The 20119-nt window shown below is 53.9% G+C and carries 17 protein-coding genes and 1 pseudogene; 9 read left to right on the plus strand and 9 right to left on the minus strand.

The features are described from left to right. The first annotated feature begins 4 nt into the window (after positions 1-4). Together GN112_RS24600 and GN112_RS24605 are read left to right on the plus strand one after the other, a co-directional pair. Positions 5-979 carry an ABC transporter ATP-binding protein gene (locus GN112_RS24600; protein ID WP_155312606.1) on the plus strand — a complete coding sequence of 325 codons (975 nt, stop codon included), beginning with the start codon at positions 5-7 and terminating at the stop codon, positions 977-979. Further along, entirely contained in the window at positions 976-1713 is a 738-nt protein-coding gene (locus GN112_RS24605) for an ABC transporter permease (RefSeq protein WP_155312607.1), read from the plus strand. Before GN112_RS24600 ends, GN112_RS24605 begins: the two co-directional genes overlap by 4 nt. Before the next feature lie 248 nt (positions 1714-1961). On the opposite strand, the gene GN112_RS24610 is transcribed toward GN112_RS24605, so the two are convergent. Both GN112_RS24610 and GN112_RS24615 read right to left on the minus strand, forming a co-directional pair. Next, positions 1962-2366, minus strand: coding sequence for an Hsp20/alpha crystallin family protein (locus GN112_RS24610; protein WP_155312608.1), 405 nt, complete (start codon positions 2364-2366; stop codon positions 1962-1964). 28 nt (positions 2367-2394) lie between these two features. Further along, positions 2395-2856 carry an Hsp20/alpha crystallin family protein gene (locus GN112_RS24615; protein WP_155312609.1) on the minus strand — a complete coding sequence of 154 codons (462 nt, stop codon included), beginning with the start codon at positions 2854-2856 and terminating at the stop codon, positions 2395-2397. A gap of 751 nt (positions 2857-3607) precedes the next feature. Between GN112_RS24615 and GN112_RS24620 the strand changes: the two genes are divergently transcribed. Then, positions 3608-3799 (plus strand): hypothetical protein, encoded by a 192-nt coding sequence (locus tag GN112_RS24620; protein ID WP_155312610.1) that lies wholly within the window; start codon positions 3608-3610, stop codon positions 3797-3799. 9 nt (positions 3800-3808) lie between these two features. On the opposite strand, the gene GN112_RS24625 is transcribed toward GN112_RS24620, so the two are convergent. Next, positions 3809-5329 (minus strand): glycosyltransferase family 2 protein, encoded by a 1521-nt coding sequence (locus GN112_RS24625; protein ID WP_155312611.1) that lies wholly within the window; start codon positions 5327-5329, stop codon positions 3809-3811. Positions 5330-5530: 201 nt separating this feature from the next. Between GN112_RS24625 and GN112_RS24630 the strand changes: the two genes are divergently transcribed. Further along, the gene (locus GN112_RS24630) at positions 5531-6373 is read left to right on the plus strand and encodes a hypothetical protein (RefSeq protein WP_197743389.1); all 843 of its coding nucleotides are present in this window, start codon (positions 5531-5533) and stop codon (positions 6371-6373) included. Continuing rightward, positions 6370-7089 (plus strand): glycosyltransferase family 2 protein, encoded by a 720-nt coding sequence (locus GN112_RS24635; protein WP_197743390.1) that lies wholly within the window; start codon positions 6370-6372, stop codon positions 7087-7089. The genes GN112_RS24630 and GN112_RS24635 overlap by 4 nt, the downstream gene beginning before the upstream one ends. Here GN112_RS24635 and GN112_RS24640 read toward each other — a convergent pair. Then, complete coding sequence (locus GN112_RS24640) at positions 6976-8427, minus strand: MptA/MptB family glycosyltransferase (RefSeq protein ID WP_162459103.1); 1452 nt, start codon at positions 8425-8427, stop codon at positions 6976-6978. The genes GN112_RS24635 and GN112_RS24640 overlap by 114 nt on opposite strands. On the opposite strand from GN112_RS24640, the gene GN112_RS24645 reads away from it, so the two are divergent. Together GN112_RS24645 and GN112_RS24650 are read left to right on the plus strand one after the other, a co-directional pair. Next, positions 8375-9214, plus strand: a complete 840-nt coding sequence (locus GN112_RS24645; protein WP_162459104.1) for a sulfurtransferase — start codon at positions 8375-8377, stop codon at positions 9212-9214. The genes GN112_RS24640 and GN112_RS24645 overlap by 53 nt on opposite strands. A gap of 153 nt (positions 9215-9367) precedes the next feature. Continuing rightward, positions 9368-12409 carry a rhodanese-like domain-containing protein gene (locus GN112_RS24650; protein WP_155312614.1) on the plus strand — a complete coding sequence of 1014 codons (3042 nt, stop codon included), beginning with the start codon at positions 9368-9370 and terminating at the stop codon, positions 12407-12409. Positions 12410-12769: 360 nt separating this feature from the next. Here GN112_RS24650 and GN112_RS24655 read toward each other — a convergent pair whose 3' ends face one another. Together GN112_RS24655 and GN112_RS24660 are read right to left on the minus strand one after the other, a co-directional pair. Next, complete coding sequence (locus GN112_RS24655) at positions 12770-12988, minus strand: hypothetical protein (RefSeq protein WP_155312615.1); 219 nt, start codon at positions 12986-12988, stop codon at positions 12770-12772. A 486-nt stretch (positions 12989-13474) separates the two neighbouring features. Further along, positions 13475-14806 (minus strand): IS701 family transposase, encoded by a 1332-nt coding sequence (locus GN112_RS24660; RefSeq protein WP_155308529.1) that lies wholly within the window; start codon positions 14804-14806, stop codon positions 13475-13477. Between the two features lie 299 nt (positions 14807-15105). Here GN112_RS24660 and GN112_RS24665 point away from each other — a divergent pair. Then, positions 15106-15693: pseudogene (locus GN112_RS24665) on the plus strand (IS66 family transposase); the annotation flags it as partial. A 692-nt stretch (positions 15694-16385) separates the two neighbouring features. Here the strand turns inward: GN112_RS24665 and GN112_RS24670 are convergent. The 3 genes from GN112_RS24670 to GN112_RS24680 form a co-directional block, all read right to left on the minus strand. Next, a complete protein-coding gene (locus GN112_RS24670; RefSeq protein ID WP_155310575.1) occupies positions 16386-17504 on the minus strand; it encodes an IS110 family RNA-guided transposase in 1119 nt (372 codons plus the stop codon). A gap of 226 nt (positions 17505-17730) precedes the next feature. Then, on the minus strand, positions 17731-18066 hold the full coding sequence (locus GN112_RS24675) for a type II toxin-antitoxin system PemK/MazF family toxin (protein ID WP_231717128.1): 336 nt from the start codon (positions 18064-18066) through the stop codon (positions 17731-17733). After that, on the minus strand, positions 18047-18319 hold the full coding sequence (locus GN112_RS24680) for an AbrB/MazE/SpoVT family DNA-binding domain-containing protein (protein WP_155312618.1): 273 nt from the start codon (positions 18317-18319) through the stop codon (positions 18047-18049). The genes GN112_RS24675 and GN112_RS24680 overlap by 20 nt, the downstream gene beginning before the upstream one ends. A 380-nt stretch (positions 18320-18699) precedes the next feature. Here GN112_RS24680 and GN112_RS24685 point away from each other — a divergent pair, with 380 nt between their 5' ends. Beyond that, the gene (locus tag GN112_RS24685; RefSeq protein WP_155312619.1) at positions 18700-19659 is read left to right on the plus strand and encodes a helix-turn-helix domain-containing protein; all 960 of its coding nucleotides are present in this window, start codon (positions 18700-18702) and stop codon (positions 19657-19659) included. The last annotated feature ends 460 nt before the right edge of the window (positions 19660-20119 follow it).

Below are 20119 nucleotides of genomic sequence, written 5' to 3' on the forward strand. Positions count from 1 at the left end.
CAGAATGGACGAGTCTATTGTTGTCGAGAATCTGGCCAAATCCTTTGAACATGTGGAAGCGGTCGCCGGTGTCGCCTTCAACGTCCGCGAAGGTGAACTATTCGGTTTCCTCGGCCCCAACGGTGCCGGGAAAACCACCACCATCAACATGCTGACCGGTCTGGCAAGGCCGGATGCGGGAACGATTCGCATCGGTGGCATTGACTGCACGGCCAACCCCAAGGCGGCCCAGCACCTCGTCGGTGTGGTTCCGGACGAAAGCAACCTCTACCAGGAATTGACCGGTTTCGATAATCTTTGTTTCTGTGCAGCGCTTTACGGCATGGGCAAAACCGAAAGGCGGGCCCGGGCCCGGGAACTGTTGGATGCTTTTGGTCTGGCCCAGGCGGCGGATCGCCGCTTCGCCGGCTATTCCAAGGGCATGAAGCGCAAGCTCACCATTGCCGCCGGCATCATACACCGGCCGGCGATCCTTTTCCTGGACGAACCCACCACGGGCATCGATGTGGGCAGCGCCAGGCAAGTTCGTCAGCTGATTGCCGATTTGCATCGGGCCGGCACCACCATTTTTCTCACCACGCATTACATCGAAGAGGCGGAACGGCTGTGCGGCCGGATTGCATTCATCGTATCCGGCCGGATTGTGCGCATCGACACGGTCGAACGCCTGATCCAGCCGATCAAGGCCAAACACGTCCTGCAGATTGCCTGCGCAAACATGCCGGACGATGTTCACGCCAGGCTGACCGAGGCTTTTCCCGATCTGGAATTCTCGGTGCCGGTGAATGGCTTGATCCGCGTGGAAGCAGAACATCCGGTTGGGGTGGGTCCCCTGGTTCGGCTGCTGGAAATGCATTCCGCGGAGGTGCTCGAAGCCAAAAGGGTGCGTCCGTCCCTTGAGGATATTTTCGTACGCATCACCGGTATCGAGGCGGCGGCCATGCGCAAGGAGAAAGAGCGAAAAGGAGGTGGCCGATGAAAATCTGGATCGCATTCTGGAACATTATGCTCAAGGATATGCGGACGTACTACCTGAAGCCGCCCAATGTCAGTTGGGGAATCATTTTCCCGCTGGCGTGGACGGCCATGTTCTTCATCAAAACCGGCAGTGGGCTGAAAAGCATCCTCACCCTGCTGCCCGGCGTGGTGGCCGTTTCGATCCTGTTCGGCACCACCTCCATGCTGGCGGTCACCGTGACGTTCGAGAAAAAGAACCGTTCATTCGAACGGTTGCTAATGGCGCCCATACCGCTTGAACTGTTAATGCTGGCCAAAACCAGCGGCGCGATTTTGTTTGGCGTGGCCAATGCCCTGGTGCCGGTGGCCATCGCGGCGTTTCTGGTCAATCTGTCCCAGGCGACCTGGTCGGCATTCTTGCCCGCCGTGGTGCTGATCGCCGTGGTCTCGACGTTTCTGGGCCTGTTCATCGCCGTGGCGGTCAGCGAGGTCTTCGAGGCGCAGACCTTTTCCAATTTTTTCCGTTTCCCCATGATTTTCTTATGCGGGTTGTTCTTCCCCATTGCCAAGCTACCCGTTTTTCTCAAGCCATTATCCTACGCCCTGCCGTTGACTTACGGTGTCGACATCCTGCGCTGGAGCGTTGCAGGGCAGAACCTTTTTCCACCGGCATTGGATTTTGGCGTTCTGGTGATATTCTGCGCCCTGTTGTTCTGGCTGAGCTTAATCAATGTCCGCAAGCGCTGGATTGTTTGAGAGCCTGTTTGATAAATCCGTCTAAAGCCCGCTAACGGCGTTGGAAAGTGTCTCAAAATGCTCACATATTACGTATATGCTCCGCTTTCGAGCCACTTTCCGCCTTGTTGTCGGGCCTGATCCAGACTTCTCAAACAGGCTCTGAGAGGTGCTTTGAAAATCCTGAATCCGGCAACCTGACCCTGCGCATTTCCGGTTTCAAACGGTGACCCGATGCCGGTCGGGCCCGGGTCTCCAGAAGATCGTGATTATCCGGCGGTTACCGTGATCTGTCGGGGGATTGCCTTTTCCGCTTTGGGCAGGGTTAGGCGCAGCACCCCGTTTTCGTGCTTGGCTTCGATCCTTCTCTGATCGATCATCTCGGACAGCGTGAACTGCCGGTAGTATCTGCCGATTTCAAACTCGATGAGGACATCTGATTCATTTCCCTCTTCAAACGGCTTGACTTCGCCAGAAATGCTCAGTACGTTGTCGTTGATGTCGATCGTGACATCACCGGGAGTGACACCGGGCATGTCCGCCAGCAAGGTGATCTGCTGTTCGTTCTCGCAAATATCCACATCCGGTGTAAAGACCACGCCGGGTCTGGTCTGTTCGGCGGGGCTGGCCGCCTCTTGCTTTTCCTTGACCTGAAGTTCTTTGGAATCAGCCATTTGTATCCCTCCTTCAGTTAAAATGGGGTTAATTAACTGTAATCTGCCTCGGTTTTGACGATTCCAATTTGCCGATGGCCACCGTCAACATGCCATCGACCATTTTGGCGTCAACCCTGTTGGCGTCGATGTCTCCGGGCAGGCTGATGATCCGGGAAAACTTGCCCGCCTCCCGTTCCTTGCGGTGATACCTGACGTTCTCGCCTTCCGATTCAATCGTGCGCTTGCCCGTGATGGTCAGCTTCCGGTTCTGGACCTGGATATCCAGCGCATCGGCCTTGATACCGGGAAGTTCGGCCCGGACATAGTATTTTTCCTTATCTTCCGTGAGATTGACCGCTGGAAAGACCTTGGCAGCCATCCAGGGCATCCCCGGTCTGGCGCGCAATGTGCGGGCCAAGCGGTCCATCTGACGGGACATGCGATTCAATTCCGCAAACGGATGGTCCCAACCCACCGACGGATAATTGAAGAGTCTTCTTGCAAACATGGTGTGTTCCTCCTTTTTAGGCAGTTTTACTAACGGGCCAGGGGCCCATCGTCCTTTGAAAATGATCATCAGGTTTAAACCAGTTCCAAGGGATCCATTTTTTTGCACTCATTGTTTCCCTCCTTATTTATTACATTACTTTTTTCTTTTATTTTTATAGTAATGCAACCAATAATTCTGTCAAGGAGGGGTAAAATCTTTAATGGATCTGTACAGCCCATTACCTGATGTGGTTTAAAAAAACCGAACACTTTGCTAAGAACGAATTATCAGAAAGCGCGGTGTTCCATGAGAGCCCAAAAGTGTCGAGGGCGCAGATTTTTTTTTAAGGGTCAAACCATGCCGAAGCTAAAATGCATATTTTGCGGGGGTCGTGCTGAGTTGCACGGACGTTGAGCCACTGCCAAAGTCGCCTGCAGGGACTGCGGGATGGAAATCAACCCGGAGCAATACCGGGACCAAATAGAAAACTGGATGGAAACCGTATGTGAAATCACCTTCTGCAATTCGACATCGGTTAAATCCAAAAGCACGAACTCCTAAGAGCCTGTTTGAGAAGTCTGGATCAGGTCCGATAACAAGGCGGGCTTTTTTACGCATAGTGGGGCTATGTGTGGAAACGCCCAACGTAGAAGACGGATGAAAAGACAAGCAGGCGGGTATATTCTTTGACAGAAATCGCCTTAACATCCTTTATCGCGGCCATGGGCCGCTCCTACAAGGCTCCGAGACCCGGTCAGCCGCCTGCGGGATGAGGCAACCGGCGACCTGCTCCACGGACGGTGCGCCGGTCGCCTCACCCTCCGGCTTGCTTGCCTGGCTCACCGGACTGACCTGGAAGGCAGACAAGCCGGAACCCGATAAACTGGTTCCGGTCGACGGGGTCGAGCCCGTAGCGGTTGGCCGGCCGGCAGAGTTTGGCCGACGTTTCGAGAGCAGTTAGGGAGGCATTCTATGCTTTCTCTCTGTTTTCTCCCTCGAGGATACTTTCCTGGAAGCGTCGCAGCCGCCGATCATGCCACCATTCACGGCCCGCTTGCAGGATCACCAGGGTGAAACCTGAGGGAAACACGAGCAGGAAGGGTACAGCCAACCAGGTTTCATGGCGCCAGGCGAACCATACCGGCAGAAACGCATAAATCAGGCCCGACAAATTCAGCAACAGATAGCGCGTCGAGCGCTGACCATCGGCAATGGGGACTTCCGGCAACCGCTGCGCGTCCCGAAGGCCGTATTTGGGGGTGCGATCGAACACTCCACCGCGCTGGAAAATGCCCTGGATCACGGACAGCGCCAAGCTGGGCGCAAGGCCGATGGTAAAGATGGGCAACAGCGGCAGGCAGCGTAGCCGCTCCCTTTGGCGTTGATCACTGGCGTAGAGGAAAAAAAAAGCCAGGATCGTAAGGGTTGCACCCAGAAATAACGGTAGATCCAAGCGCAGGATCTGATAGGGACCGATGCCCGATCGTATCAGAATCGTGGGATAAAGGGTCAGCGTAACCAGGGCGCCCAACAGCCAGCCGAGATTGGCCAGCAGGTGAAACGTCGCCTCGATCTTAATGCAGACGGGCAGCGTGCTGCCAAGGAGCTGTGGCAAGATTTTGCGGGCGGTTTGAATGGAGCCTTTGGCCCAGCGGTGCTGCTGACGACGGAAATCTTCCAGGGTGACCGGCAGTTCCGAGGGCACTGCGTAATCGTTGAGATAAAGAAACCGCCAGCCGGCCATTTGAGCCCGATAGCTCAGGTCCAGATCTTCGGTTACCGTATCGGCCTGCCAGCCGCCGGCGGTTTCGATGGCCTGCCGCCGCCAGACCCCGGCCGTTCCGTTGAAGTTGAAGAAGCACCCCCGGTGGCAGCGGACCCGGTGTTCGATGCCGAAATGGGGTCCGAGCAGCAACGCCTGGATTCGGGTCAACCATGAGTGGCTCGAGTTGAGAAAACCCCAACGCACCTGAACCATACCGATGGCCGGGTCGGCGAAATAGGGAACGGTGCGCACAAGGAAATCTTCATCCGGTAGGAAATCGGCATCGAAGACGGCGATCAGATCACCCTTGGCACGCACCAGTCCGCAGGACAGGGCGCCGGCCTTGTAAGCGATGCGGTTTTGCCGGCGCAGCACGCGGGCGTTTATCCCGCTTGCCCTCCAGAACGCGGCACACCGATCGACAATCCGGCTGGTATCATCCGTCGAGTCATCCAGAATCTGGATTTCAAGCCGGTCGGTTGGCCATCGCATTCGTGCCGCAGCATCGATCAGCCTGGCGGCCACATACCGCTCATTGTAAAATGGCAGCTGGATGGTGACCCGTGGACGGGTCCTACCGGCAATATCAGGCGGCTTGGGATCGCGGCAATGGCGCATCGGCCACCAGTGCCACAACAGCCACAGGCGGTGCAGGCCGTAAGTGGCCAGCCCGCCCAGTGCGACAAAATGGACGATACTCAGTGCATGGAGAAGCTCAGATGTCATGGCAGCAAGCCTATAGCATGACCACATACTTCTCATCAATCGGAACCTGCGTCCCTTTCAGAGCAATCGCATGCAGTATCGCAATCTTGAATACCTACCACCTTTGTCATCGATACTATCATTTTGACTTTTCCATTACCGATCGCGTAATTTTCTTTACTTTCTCGATACAAACAATGCTACAAATCGATCGGGGGAATCATGCAACTGAAGCGGTACGTTAATTTAGGGCTGGTGGTGGGGCTGTCATTGATTTTCTCATCCGGAAATGTGCTGGCTGGGGCCTGGACATTTGAGAAGGGCAAAAGCTATCATCGACTGGAAGCAAACCTGTTTTATTCAGATGAGAATTACGATGTCGATGGTGACCGGACGGATATGGATGCCGGCGGTGATTTCCAAGACACCAATCTGAAATATTATCTCGAGTACGGGATCAGCGATGAGACAACGCTGATTGCCTCGCTTTACTACAAATACCTGATTCGAGAAGACGACTATCGCAAAGACGAAACCTGGGGCTTTGGTGACATCGAGCTGGGGCTTAAGCAACGTCTCTGGCAAGGCCATGGGGGCGTCCTTTCCACCCAGGGGTTGGTGAAAATCCCCGAGACCTATGACGACGATGACGACGTTCCGCTCGGCGATGGCCACTACGACGGTGAGATTCGCCTGCTCTATGGGCAGTCGCTCTGGAAACTTTTTCCCGGCTATTGCAACGTCGAGATCGGCTATCGCTGGCGCGAGGGAGACGCCAAGGACCAGATCCGCTATGTCATCGAATTGGGTTCGGACTTCGGTCAGCGCTGGTACGGGCGCGTCAAGCTGGACGGTACCGCCGGGCTTTACGATGATGACGACCTTTTTGATGATTATGGGAATCCGGCAGCGACGTCAAATTATGATCTGGGCAAACTGGACACGGCCATCGGCTACCGCATCAGCGACCGCTGGGGGCTTGAGGCCGGCTGCACGCCGACCCTTTACGGCGAAAATATCGCGGCCGGGGTGACGTGGACCTTTGCCATCGTCTTTCAGCCTTGATCAACTGCCAACGCATCGCGCTTCTGATTCCGGCCTGCAACGAGGCCGAATCGCTTCCTAAAGTGCTGTCCGCATGGCCGCACAGCGTCGACCGACTGATTGTCATCGATAACGGATCCACGGATGGCACCGCCCGCATCGCCCGGGGCTTCGGTGCCGAGGTTGTGCACGAACCGCGGCATGGCTACGGAAGTGCTTGTCTTCGCGGGTTGGCCCGACTCGCATCGGATCCGCCGGATATCGTCGCTTTTGCCGATGCCGATGGCAGCGATGACCTGGCATGCCTTGAGCCGATTATCGATCCCATTGCAGAGAACCGGGCCGATTTTGTCCTCTCCCGGCGGGTTCCCACCACACCCCGCGCCCTGACCCCCCAGCAACGCTTCGGAAACTGGCTGGCGACTCGGTTGATCCGGGTTATTTGGGACGGGCCTTACCGCGATCTGGGCCCCATGCGGGCGGTGCGCTGGCGCCATCTGGTCGATTTTAAAATGCGTGATCCCGATTACGGCTGGACGGTCGAAATGCAAATCCGCGCCCTGCATCGAAAATGCCGTATTCAGGAGGTGGCAGTGCCTTACCGCCCCAGAGTCGCTGGGCGTTCACAGGTCAGCGGGACGCTGGCGGGCGTTTTTGGGGCGGGGGTGAAAATACTGTGGATCATCGGCCGTGAGGCGCTGGAGCAACCACGCCGCCACCGGCGCTGCAAAGATTAAAAAGGGCGTCAGATCGTCTTCGATCCACCTGCCCAGCAAGGCGTAAGGGATCAGGACGCGATAGGCGAGCAGTACGGCCCAGGAGAGAACGATCCCGCAAGAGGCGGGTGAGAAGGGCAGAAAGAGCACCAGATACAGGGCATACCAGGGGTGCAGGGTGGGGGTCAGCAGAAGAAACGTCAGCGCGAGAAAACGGAAGCGATCAAGGGTGTCTGCAATCGGTGGCCGCCGCGTGCCGATGGGCCGGTAGGCGACAAACAGGGCCACCGCAAAACCACCGCCGATCAGGCAGCGGGTCTGGATGCCGGACAACGGAGTGAGACGCATACACCGGTAGAGAAACCCGGAGAACTCCCATGTCCGGGCATAGAGGGATAACGTAGCCCAGGCGTTCTGAATGTCCGGGAAAAAGGGCAGGGCGAGAGCAAGGGAACCGACGGTTATTCCGATGCAAAAAACAATGCACCGGGATCGACCGGCCAGAATCAGCATGCCGGGAAAAAACACCAGGGGAAACAACTTGGTGAGTACCGCCATGGAGTAGCATACGCCGGCAATAAAAACTCGGCTCCATTGTGGCTTCGCCCGTGGCACCACAAGCCCGGCCGTTTGTGGCTGCCCCACCAAAAGGTAGATCGCCACAACAAGAAAGAGCATGCCAGCGGCATCAATATGCCCGGAAGCGGCGATCTCCAGGACCGCAAGCGGGTGCCAGGCGTACAGCATCGCCAGCCAGGACGGTTGCTCCATAATGCGTAAAAGGCGCACGATCAGGGCGCAGGTCATCACATCGAAGATGACCAGTACGGTTTTGATCCCGATGAGTCCGCTTTTCAGCGCCGCACCAGCGGTGAAAACCCATTGGGCGGCGGGCGGATAGATCGTTGTTAGGTCGGCGTGATTGACTCGGGCGAGCAGAGCGGCCGGCCCGGCCTCATGGGCCGGCACCGCGGCCGGGGGCAGTCCATAGGGATTGTGGCCGGATAGCAGCCGAAGTCCATCCCAGAGATAGCGGAACAGGTCGTCGGACAACTCCGGCGGCCTTAGCACGAAGAACGCCCGGATCAGGATCGCCACAACCATGACCTGACCGGGAGAGACGTGCCAGTGATAACGACTGGCGGTGTAAAGGCAGATACAGATGAGGATCATCACCCCTGCGGTAACGGCGATGAGTAGAGGGATGGCAAGCCGCAAATCAGCTTGCAGGGCGAGAATCAGATAGGAGAAGACGATGGCAGTGCAAAGACCCCATTGGCTCAGAACACAGGCCGGCGTGCAATGCATGGCGAGGTTACTGGGGTTGTTGACCTTTTTGGTGGGCGCCACCGTGGGCATGGACGGGTTTGCCTATGATTTGGGGGTGATCGATGTAAAAACGCTGGCAGCCGGCAAAACCGCATGGATCGTCCTGGATGCGCGTCCACCCGCGGTCTACCGGAAGGGGCATCTGCCCGGTGCGCTCTCTTTCTCCTGGGAGGCCTATACCAGAATTGATGCCCAAAAGATACCTTACCGGATCTGGCCGGCAGCGGAATTGGCCGCGGCCTTAGGTGGCATGGGAATCGACGAGAACGCTCCGATCGTGGTGTACGGTGATGCCGACACCACCTGGGGCGGGGAAGGATGGTGCTGCTGGGCACTGATCTGGCTGGGCCATCAGGGTCCGGTGCGCATGCTGGATGGCGGGGTGCAGGCGTGGCAACGGGCCGGGATGGCGATGACCGACACGGATGCCCCGCAATCCGGCGCCGGCGCCACGTATCATGCCTGGCCGCGCGGTGAGGTGACCATCAACTGCCAGGAAATCGCCGACCTGGCCGACAACCAGATCCTGGTCGACACCCGATCCACCCTGGAGTGGCTCACCGGCCACCTTCCGGGGGCCGTCCACCTCTCCTGGACATCGCTCTACGAAGGAAAAGACCGTCACCCCATCGACGCGAAGCGTTATGGGGAGCTGCTCGGCAAGCAGGGGATCGACGCCGACATGGAGCCGGTTTTCTACTGTACCGGCGGCGTTCGCTCGGCCTATGCCTGGGTGATTCACCAGCTTTACATGTCCTCACCGGCGAGAAATTTCGAAGGCGGCACCGAAGCCTGGGACCGCTATCCAAACCGGTAGGGCAAAGGATATCAGTGTTTAAGATAATGTTTTTGGCAAGGCCAGAGGGAGAAAGCTGTATCAACCATACCGCGACGACCGATAACGCCGCCCAAAAACATTATCTTGAATGCTATATATCCCTTTTTCCACACCATATGATCCGGAGGCCTGATGATGAGAAAACACCCGCGAATTATGACCCTGATCATCCTGGCGAGCCTCTTTTTATGGCTTGCCGGGTGCGGCAGCTCGAGCAGCACCAAGGGGAAAGATGAGGATACCGCCCAGGTGGTCTCCCTCACCCAGCCGCTGACCGAAGCCACCTCCCTTTTTCCCAATGCGCAGCTGTTGGCCGCCATTGAAGACCTGCTTTTGACCAATTCGGACGGCGACCCGATCGAAACGGTTACCGACGAGGCGGTGATCCTCGACACGCGGTCCACCGACGCCTATGCCGCCGGCCACATTCCCGGTGCGATCAACGTTCAATGGGACGATTTCGCCCTGTGGAACGAGCCGCCCCAAAAGGGGACCCTCAAGGCGGTGGCCGACCTGGAGACCCAACTCGGCGCACTGGGGCTGACCCGCGATGCCTGGATCGTCATTTACGACGACACCGTGAACTCCTGGGGATCGGCCGGCCGCATTTTCTGGATGCTCGAGTATTTGGGCTGCAGCCATGTCCAGATTCTAAACGGTGGCTGGGATCGCTGGGCCGAGCAGGATCTTCCCAGTGAGACAACGGCCGCCAGCTTGCCGGCGGCCGTGTTTGAAGCCGCGACCGACACCACCGTTGATGTGGACAAAGCGTATATCAACAGCCGGCTCGGGGACGATGATTTCATTGTCGTGGATACCCGAACGGACGAGGAGTTCAATGGATGGATCCTCTATGATGAGGCCCGCGGCGGCCATATCCCCGACGCGGTGCAGCTGCCCTATGCCGACTACTACAACACGGACAACTCCATTCTCGGCTATGCTGCCCTGAAAGCCCTTTTCGATGCCAACGGGATCACGGCCGACAAGGAGATCGTGGCCTATTGCACCGCCGGGGTGCGCAGCGGTTTTTTCTATTTTCTCGGGCGTCTGATGGGCTTCGAGCAGGTGGCCAACTACGATGCCTCCATCTGGGACTGGGCGGCGGCGGATTCGGCCAGCTATTCTATGGAAAAGCTGCCCCGCTACGCCGAACTGGTCTATCCGGCGTGGGTCAATGCCCTGATCGACTACCATGCCGATGGCAGCACGACGGACGCGCCACCCGAATACTCCTATGGCCGGGAACATCCCTATCTGATTTTTGAGACCCAGTGGGGCAGTTTCGAAGACATGGCCAATGGGTGGGCGGATTGTTCTTATCTGGACGGCCACATCCCCGGCGCGCTGCATTCCAATTCCGATACCTATGAAAACGGATATCCCCGCTGGTTCATGCTGCCGGACGACGAACTGGCCGCTGCGGTGGGGAGCATGGGCATCACCACCGATACCACGGTAATCGTATACAGCAACAGCCCGATTTTCGCCACCCGGCTCTGGTGGATTCTCACCTATGCCGGCGTGACGGACGTCCGGCTGTTAAATGGTGGCCTTGCCGCCTGGCAGGCGGCCGGATACGGGGTGGAAACGACGGTCAACGAACCGGTTCCGGTGACCTTTGCAGCCGCGGTCCGGCCGTCTGTGGTGGCCACCACCGATTATGTGGCTGCCCGCGTGGATGCCGGGGACAGCCTCCTTGCCGATGTCCGGACCTACGAGGAGTATACCGGAGAGGTCAGCGGTTACAGCTATGTGGTCAACAAAGGACGCATCCCCGGCGCCGTTTACGCCTTCAACGCCGACAATCCGGACCTGGACTACCTGGATGCCGACGGATCGTTCAAAGCGTTTCCGTCCATCCGGAATCTGTGGCAGCAGGTGGGTATTGAGCTAAACACCGACAGCGACGATTTCGACCAGGAGGTGATTTTCTACTGCGGCAGCGGATACCGTTCCAGCCTGAGTTTTTTATACGCCTATCTCATGGGGTACGAGAACGTGCGCAACTACTCAGACGGCTGGGAGGGCTGGAGCACCACCTACATTGAGGATGCGAGCTATACCGCCGATGCGGATGTCCCCGGGAGTACCGACGGTTGGATCCAGGATCCATCCGGCAGACTGGTGGGTGACGGCGTCCATCCAGAATGGGATTTCGACAATTACCCCCATGTTGATCGGGTGGTGGATGCCAGGTGGGTCAAGGAAGTGCTCCTGGAAAACGATAACTCCGGTTCGCCCTACGTGATTGCCGACGTCTCATGGGGCGAAGCTGGCGACGCCTTCAACGCGGGCCATATTCCCGGCGCCATCCACATCAACACCGATGAAATCGAGTACGATTGTTTCAATCCGCGCAACAGCTGGCCCGTGGATGCCGGTGAGCCAGCCTGCTGGGACCGCAGCACCACCGAAGAAGCGGATACGGCCAAGGGGCTGGGACCGGACGATGCCTTGCCGCGCAACTGGTGGAACATCTACCCCGACGAATACCTGCTGCCGGCCATCGCTTACATGGGCATCGACACCGACACCACCGTGGTGCTTTATGGCGAGAGCACTGACGCCGTCGCCCGGGTTATGTGGACCCTGTTTTACGCTGGCGTCGAGGACGTGCGCATCATGGAGGGCGGCTTTGATGCATGGACCACTGCCGGATATGCCGGATCCACTGAAACTGCCGAACGGGCATCGGTTGCCGATTTTGGTGCCACCACCGCCCTGCATCCCGAGTACAAGGTCGATATTCCCTACGTTCGCGACGTGGTTGACGGATTGGTGGAAGATGCCCTGCTGGTCGATATCCGGACTTACGACGAGTACATCGGCGCCTCCGAACCTTACAGCTACATCCCCACCAACGGTCGTATTCCCGGTGCGCTCTGGGGAACCGACGATCTTATCAATGAAGACAAGACCCTCATGGCCCCTGCCGACATTGAGGCCCTTTGGGCCGAGCAGGGCATCACGGGGGACAAGCACCTGAGCTTTTACTGCGGTACGGCCTGGCGCTCGAGCCTGGCCTGGTTATACGGCTACATGATGGGTTGGGAAAACATCAGCAATTTCGACAGCTCCTGGTTCGAATGGAGTATGGGCGAAGGCTCGGCATACGCCGGCGCCGATCCGGTACTCAACCCCATCGTGGATGACACGCCGGGTGAGCCTTAACGGTTGATTGGGGTATTCGGATCAAAAAGAAGGTATTCGGCCGCGTGGTGTGCATTTTGTTGGCAGGATGCGCACCACGCGGCTGGCCCCAAATAGAAAATCACAAGTAGCTTTGGGAGATGGACGCGGTCACTCCACCATCGTTGCTCCGGTTACATTAGTCGCCCTCCCCACCTGGATGGAAACTACCGATGGTTGCCGGCCTTGCCATAAGAAGACATAATGGAAACTCTCATTATCTGACCGAATCAATCAGTAAGTATCCTTCGCATGCGGCTATGGTTTTGCCTCTTCTAACGGCATAGCCGATGCCTGACACCGTCATATCAAGCGCCCGGGCAAGCTCGGTCTCCGGCAGGCCTATCTTGCTTGCATACCAGTAGCAAAATAGACCTCGAGCATCCGCGCGTTTTTTGGGGCGGCCATTTTGGCAACACGGCTGATATCGTAGCCATGCCGTTTGAGTTCATAGCGCCGTTCAAACTGTTCGGTGGCTTGGGACAAAACCGACAATACAAAATCTGAATCACCAAGAATACGTTCATCGCCTTTTATACGGTCCATTTCTTTCAGCCGCATCTTTTTGACTTCCGACCATCCGCCCAGGCTGCAAACCAATCCTCCCCCGACCAATTCGGGACGACGTCTCATGGCAACTCCGGATTGTACATAGTCAATGTTAGTCTTGCGCGCCTTCCCCACTTTCTTTCCAAAGTAGCCGAGAACATAAGCCGATCGACAAGATTTTGCTTATCGGTCGTATCCCGGAAAATGTTTTTTCTTTCGATCCCCGGATGATCACGTGATGCAAAATCCCGGGAACATCTAATCGGGATAGCCGTGGCATGGGACCTTTGATTGCAAATGTTGAGAGGTAAATCAATTTGATTAGATAATGAGATAATGTCCCTATCCCCCCTGCTTTTGACTTGATCACTCACCGATTAAGCATCTATCTTGGTTCGACCCCTTTCTATTTTCCCTTTTTCACCAAATAAATTCTGAATAAAAAATAAAATGAAAGAAATGATGGTAAATAATGAATCTAAAGTTTCCTAAATTCAATCAAGCCGCCATGCGCAGCAGTACGTCCACGAGAGAATTAAAGACGGATTTGCGTGGCACCGGGAAGAGCCTACCAAAATCCTTGTCCATCGCGGCCTTTGTAACGGATCGGCGGACATCCGAAAAGGCAAAATGACGGCGGCCGCCGACGGCATGCCGGCGAGATGGCGTTTTCTCGACCCGGCTGGCGTAAATCCAGGCGACGGTGGTCGCCAGCATGCAAAAGTGCAGATGGTTGCTGACGGCCTGCGGATGACGGCTTTGCGTGTCAGCGCTGCCGATGTCGTTTTTCAATTCCTTGAATAAGGCTTCGATCTTCCAGCGGGCCCCATAGTATTCGATAATCTGCTCAGCCGAAAGGGACAGGTCGGTGGAATAAAGTGCCACCCACTGTGTCTTACGATAGACCCAGACCACCTTGACCGCACATCGGATGGTCTTGAGCATCACCACGCGTTCATAGGCTACGATGTTCCGGTTGCGGCCATACAGGTTGACGATGTATTCTTTTGCCAGCGATTTGAATCGAACGGCCAACGCTGCCGCATTCCCCAGCTTGCGGCCATATTTACGCGGGCGGCCTTGTCGTCCGGTCGGAGGTGGCGGCAGTTCAAATATTGTGCTGTTGGATCGAAGCCTGGAAATCATATCCACCCATATGCCCAACTGTTTTTTCAATGGCTTCCACAGGCCGCCATTGCCGAACCATGAGTCGGTGATGATGACAATCCGTTTTCTGGGAAACACCGCGGCAATCTCACCGATCATGTCGACCGCCATGGCAAGCTTGCTCTTGAATGTCACTTCCGGTCCATTGCTGTCACGGTTCATTCGTTCGATGGTTTTCTTCAGGAGGTAGAAACGATAACTCAGCGGCAGACAGGCCCAACGTCCCTTGATCATCTTCAACAACCCCACAGCAACGATGTTCTGGGCCCACGGATACCTGGACTGGTTTTGCTTGGCAGCATGATCGAAAACCTTGTCGCAGGCGAAAATCTTCTTGCCTGTCTTGGCGTTGATACTGTCATCCAGAGCCAGCATTAACCGCCCACCGGTCGTTGGCAGCGGAATCAATTTCCACAGCGTGGGCCATAACCGTTGCCATGGAATCCGTGGGGATGCCATGAAGGTATAGAACTTTTTACGACTGATCCCGGAAAAGCCGAACACCGTCTTCAAGCACCGTAGAATGTTTGAGGTCCTCGATGAGGCGAAAGGAACAATGATCGCCACGATCGTGTATACGAACCATATTCCCCGTTCCTGACCTTTACTGGACTGAGCAAATTCGTTTTTGAGTTTTTCAAGGATGTCGTGTAGGATAAGCATGCGAGGCCTCCGGTTGGGTTGTTTGTTTGTGGAAGAAGAAACATACCACAACCGAGCCTCGCAATCAACATTAACATACTGTATTAACTAAATATTTGATCATATTGCCAAAAATCGGTCCCGATATCTGTAATGATTTCAATAGGTTACAGGCGACCGCCATTTTGCTAACCATCTGTTATTACAGGAAATATTAATATTCTTCAGTAGTACTCACCCCGCCGGGCTGCTTTCAAAAAGGGGAAACTTTAGTAATGAATGATAACGAACTAATCCTTTGAAAAGTTCCGAAAAGATCCAAACAGGCCTTTCTCGAACTGATCGCCGACTGGAAAGGCATCTTGATCAGCGATGGTTATCGCCTTTATTGCAAATGGGTCTATGGCCGGCAAACCTGCCTGGCCCATTTGATCCGGAAGGCCAAGGCGTTAATCGAGAGTAGAAAACTCAACGAAAGGCGAGGCGGCAAGTTAATTTTGGCACATTTGAATACCCTGATCGAATTTTCAAAAAACAAACCGCCACCTTTAAAATGGGAGCGTTTTTATAACTCCTTGTTGCTCATCCTCAGCCTTTTCGAAGACGACACCGACGATGCCGGTCGCCTGGCCAGGCGAATAATACGAGAAATTGACGCATTGTGGACCTTTCTCGAGCATGATGGCCTCGAACCCACTAACAACCGTGCCGAACGCTCGCTACGCTTTGGCGTGCTGTGGCGCAAATGTAGCCTTGGAACGCAAAGCGACAAAGGCAACCGCTGGGTCGAACGAATCTTGTCTGTAAGAGAAACCTGCCGACTGAGAGATAAAGCCACAGTCCCGTTTCTGGTCGAATGCCTGGGATGTTACTTTGCAGGCATCTCTGTTGATGTGAGCTGGATCTAAGGCACGCTTCAGTCAATCGCCCCGTGAACGCTTACTTCATATCTTCCACCGAACCAATCAGACCTGGAAGAAAGTTCAAGCGTAATCACAAAATGAACAAACGCGAATATTACATGAATTACAAACCTTGTCGTTAACTTTATGACATTGTCTCTATAATATGTATTTAAAGCTGATATGGTTGAACACTTGTCAAGAGAAAAACCTATCCATACCCAAAAAACTTGGGCCAATAATTTTCATCGAGCGTTTGGATAGAGGCGGGGTCTGCAATAACGACGGTAGAGCACTCTGATATTCGCGGATTGGATACCGCCTGACTAGGCTTCGTCGTGGAGCTGCCTCGGTCTAAAGACGGGAGTTTCGGCCTGAAGGCCTATTCCGATAGCTTTTTCGAGGGTTCTCCAAACCGCGACCGCGCCCCTATCCAAAAGCTCGATGGCTATATTTGTTCTTTGATAAAGCCGATCCTTTCTTGAGCATTTTTAAAATCAATAAGTTCTTTTTCTATTTGCATCATCGATTATAGAGAAGTACTTATCCAGCTTCTTGAGCCGGAGCAACAGTCGCGCTTCTCTCGCCGTCGCTAATTCCCACCCAGCGTGGAAAGTCAGGGCTGTCAAGGCTGCGACCTTAGGGAGCACCCTTTAGGGCTTGGCCTTGATAGGCCTGGGTTTCCACGCTATAACAAATCATCTTTCAGCGGCCACGATTGGAACAGCCCGGGCAATGGCCCAGATGAAACCGGCCAACTCGCGTGCAATCGCGGTGATGACCACGTTATGGTTTTTGCCCTTTGCAATCAACCTGCGGTAGCGGTGGCATAGTCGTAGCTGTGCATTCCAGGCAATATCCAAAACATCGTCCGGCAAGCCTTCCTGGCGTTTACGGATCGCCTTACTTTTCCGGGCCGGCATACGATAGGCCTGAGCCGATTCGATCAACGTCCTGCGGGCATGGGTATTGCCGGTTTTGGTAATGGGGCCTTTTTTGATGGTGCCACCGCTTGAATGCTCCGATGGGATCAGACCCAAATAGGCCATCAGCTGTGCCGGCGTATCGAAACGGCTCAGATCCCCCAGTTCAGCGACGACGGTCACCGCGCTGAGCAAAGAAATCCCCCTGAGCGCTTGCAGAGCCTCGATAACCGGAAGCAATCGACTGGTTTGGCAACATTGCTCAATCGCTTTTTCGATGCGCTTAACGCGGGCCTCATGGTCTCCCATGGCGTCCAGGTATTCGGTAAGGGCAATGTGCTGGGCCGGATGCGGCATCTTCAGATCCGCCAGCCAATTTAAATGCGCTTTACTCCATTTGCTTTTACCTGGATAATTGATCCCTTGTCGCAATAAAAAGGCATTGATCTGTTGTTTGACTTTGCGGAGCGATATTTGGATGTCTTTTCGTGCACGTACCAGGTCACGAAGTGCTTCATCGGCCTGATCGGGGACATACACCGGCGTCAGTTCTCCGGAACGGTGGAGCGTCGCCAGGTGGGTTGCATCTCGGCGATCGTTTTTAACCCGATCACCGGTTTTTTTGGGGATCAGCGCCGGAGCAACGACAACGCAATCGATTCCCTTGCTTGTTAAATGCCTGTAGATTGGATATCCGCATGGACCTGCTTCATAAACACAATGCAATTCGGCGTTTTGTGAAATCAGTTTTCGCATGACGTTATCAATCTGCCCCAGGTCGTTGCTGATTTTTCCATACACTCGAACGTTTCCGTCACGTCCTTCATCGGCGATAGCAATGGTAATCGAATCTTTGTGGACATCCAAACCAACATACTTTACAATCTTTTTCACGGCCTGCCTCCTTGATTTTGGCTCTGTAGTTAGGGTTGTTAACGAACGCTTACTATAACCCACGTTTTCAAGGTTTGGCAGGCCTTTTTATTGCCGCGGTGGCTAACGTTCAACCATATTGTCTAACCCTTTGCTTGTAAGGACGCACGAAACTACCGCGCGCCTCACAGCAATCCGTTGTGCGATGGAATTAAGATTATATTAGAGGCCATCGGACAGGGGAAAGCTATTCACCATACATATCAGTAATAAGCTTGCGTAATTGAGCTGCTTTGATCTTTGATAATTTATCTATTTTATTTTTCAGTCTTTTTTTGCTAATGGTTCTTATTTGGTCAACAGCAATTTCAGCATTTTTACTTGCGCATTTAATTTGAAGGCGGCTTCTCCATTTGGGGTGTAATTTTGAGGTCAAGGGGCATATGACAACTGTGTCTAAATATTCATTCATTTCATCTTGACTAACGATGACAACAGGACGAATTTTTTTTATTTCACTTCCAATGGTTGGGTTAAGATCCGCGAAAAATATTTCGTACCGTTTAATATTCAAATTCTTCATCCTCCAACCCATCTAGAAGAGTAGTGTCAAAATCGTCCCAGTTTTCTTTCTCATCTGCCATGGCCTTATATGTATCTTCCCAAGAAAGCTTATTGTCCTCTTTTTTCCGGAGAAGTAATCCCTGCTCAGTTTCTTCGAGCAAAAGGGAGTTTTTTAGGCCATATTTTATAAGAAGCGGCTTAGGAATGCGAACCCCTTTGGAGTTTCCAATAGGAACCAATTTTACATCCCTTGTTCGTACTTGTTTTTCCATTTTTATTTCTCCTAATATTTTTTATTGAATTATTTATGTAATTATTGTAATTACATCTATCTAAAAGGTCAAGTTTTAATTTAAGGGTCATGATACCGGTATTCCGTTGAAATTGTAAATATTTCGCACAACATCGGTGTCCACGGGGCGGAGAGAAACATGCCGCCCGTGACACCGGGTTGTGCAAAAAATGAATAAAGTGCCCATAGCTAAAAAAGGCCTTGATCATCGTTTCGGCCAGCAATTTGGAACCTAAAACAAAGCCATGTAAATATTATTAATAAATCTAGACATTTATGTTTTTTTAGGGTATATGCTTAAAGTATGACTCAAAAATAATACCCCAGAATCGTCGGCCAAGGCAGGAAATTACTGATATCATGGCAAAACATGAATCGGCACTAAAGGATAACACCAACCAGCGGGAAATTGCAAAACAACTTGGTATTCCTCGTTCAACGCTGCAGCATTGGATGGATCGAAAAGATTCTATTGATGCTGAGCCTGAGGTCAAGGCATTTTTTGAATCGCCAACCGGAACAGCCTTTTTACACCGATTGGTTGTCGCCGCTCAGTTTGTAATAACGCTTTTAGGGCCTGGGAGCGTTCGATTGGTCTGCGAATTTCTCGAATTGTCAGGCCTTTCGAAATTTATTGCCACTTCGTACGGATCTCAGCAAAAAGTCTCGGTTGCTATCGAGCAAGCCACTGTCGATTTCGGCGATAAAGAAACCAATCGCATGGCAAAAGACATGGAACCTAAGGATATCACCGCTTGCCTGGATGAGACGTTTCATCCTGAGACGTGTTTGGTTTCCATTGAACCGGAATCTAACTATATCTTGCTGGAAACATACGCCAATGGGCGCAAAGGTTCAGACTGGATGAAGGCGATGGAAGATGCATTGAAGGGGCTTCCTGTAACCGTGGTACAATCCTCAAGTGATTATGGTACGGGGATTGCCAATTACGTCAAGAACCACCTTGGGGCGCATCATTCACCGGATGTTTTTCATATTCAGTACGAAGTGGTAAAGGCCTCCAGTACCGCCCTTGCCAGCAAAACGAAGGCGGCACAAAAAGCACTGGAAAGCGCTTCGGCAGCGGTTAATCGATGTATCGATCAACAAGTTGCCTACGAAAGCAAAGGGTCCCAACCTGGAAGAAAGCCTCAATTTGATCGAAAAATCCAGAACGCGCTGAAAAAAGAAGCTGAAGAGTTACATGCGCTCGAGGTTGCCATACTTCATCAAAAGCGCATGCAGAGGGCTTCAGGGACGCTCCTCGAGGGCTTCAGAGGGCTTCAGGGACGCTCCTCGGTTTTACAGATTATCAGATAACCTCATCTGAAAGTTTAAACCCTTGCTCTTCGACAATCCGCAGGCCCCTCGCCACGGACTCGCTGGCCGTCGAGGCAGCGATGTTCTGTCGTTTTGATATCGCCACCGCGCTCATCCCACCAAGTTCCCGCGTCGCCCAATAGCACAACACGTTACGCGCCGTTACCGTTTTGCGTTGTTTTCCAGCAGTCCACCACCTGTGATTTGTCATCAATGCCTATGCGTAACATGGTGTTTTGCTATCGGCCAGGATACCTCCAAGCCGATCCAAAAATTATCCCGATCGGAATCATCGGAAAAAATCTTTCTGCGATTGTTCTGCGATTGATTCCCCTTAAAATGATGTGCTGCAGCGCTTCGGGGGCGTATATGCGGGATTTCCGTGGCATAGTAACCGTTCAGCAGACAGATCTAAAATTGAAAACCGGGAATCCGACGAACGTCCCCAATGCTCCCCCAA

Source organism: Desulfosarcina ovata subsp. ovata (assembly GCF_009689005.1).
Classification (GTDB): domain Bacteria; phylum Desulfobacterota; class Desulfobacteria; order Desulfobacterales; family Desulfosarcinaceae; genus Desulfosarcina; species Desulfosarcina ovata.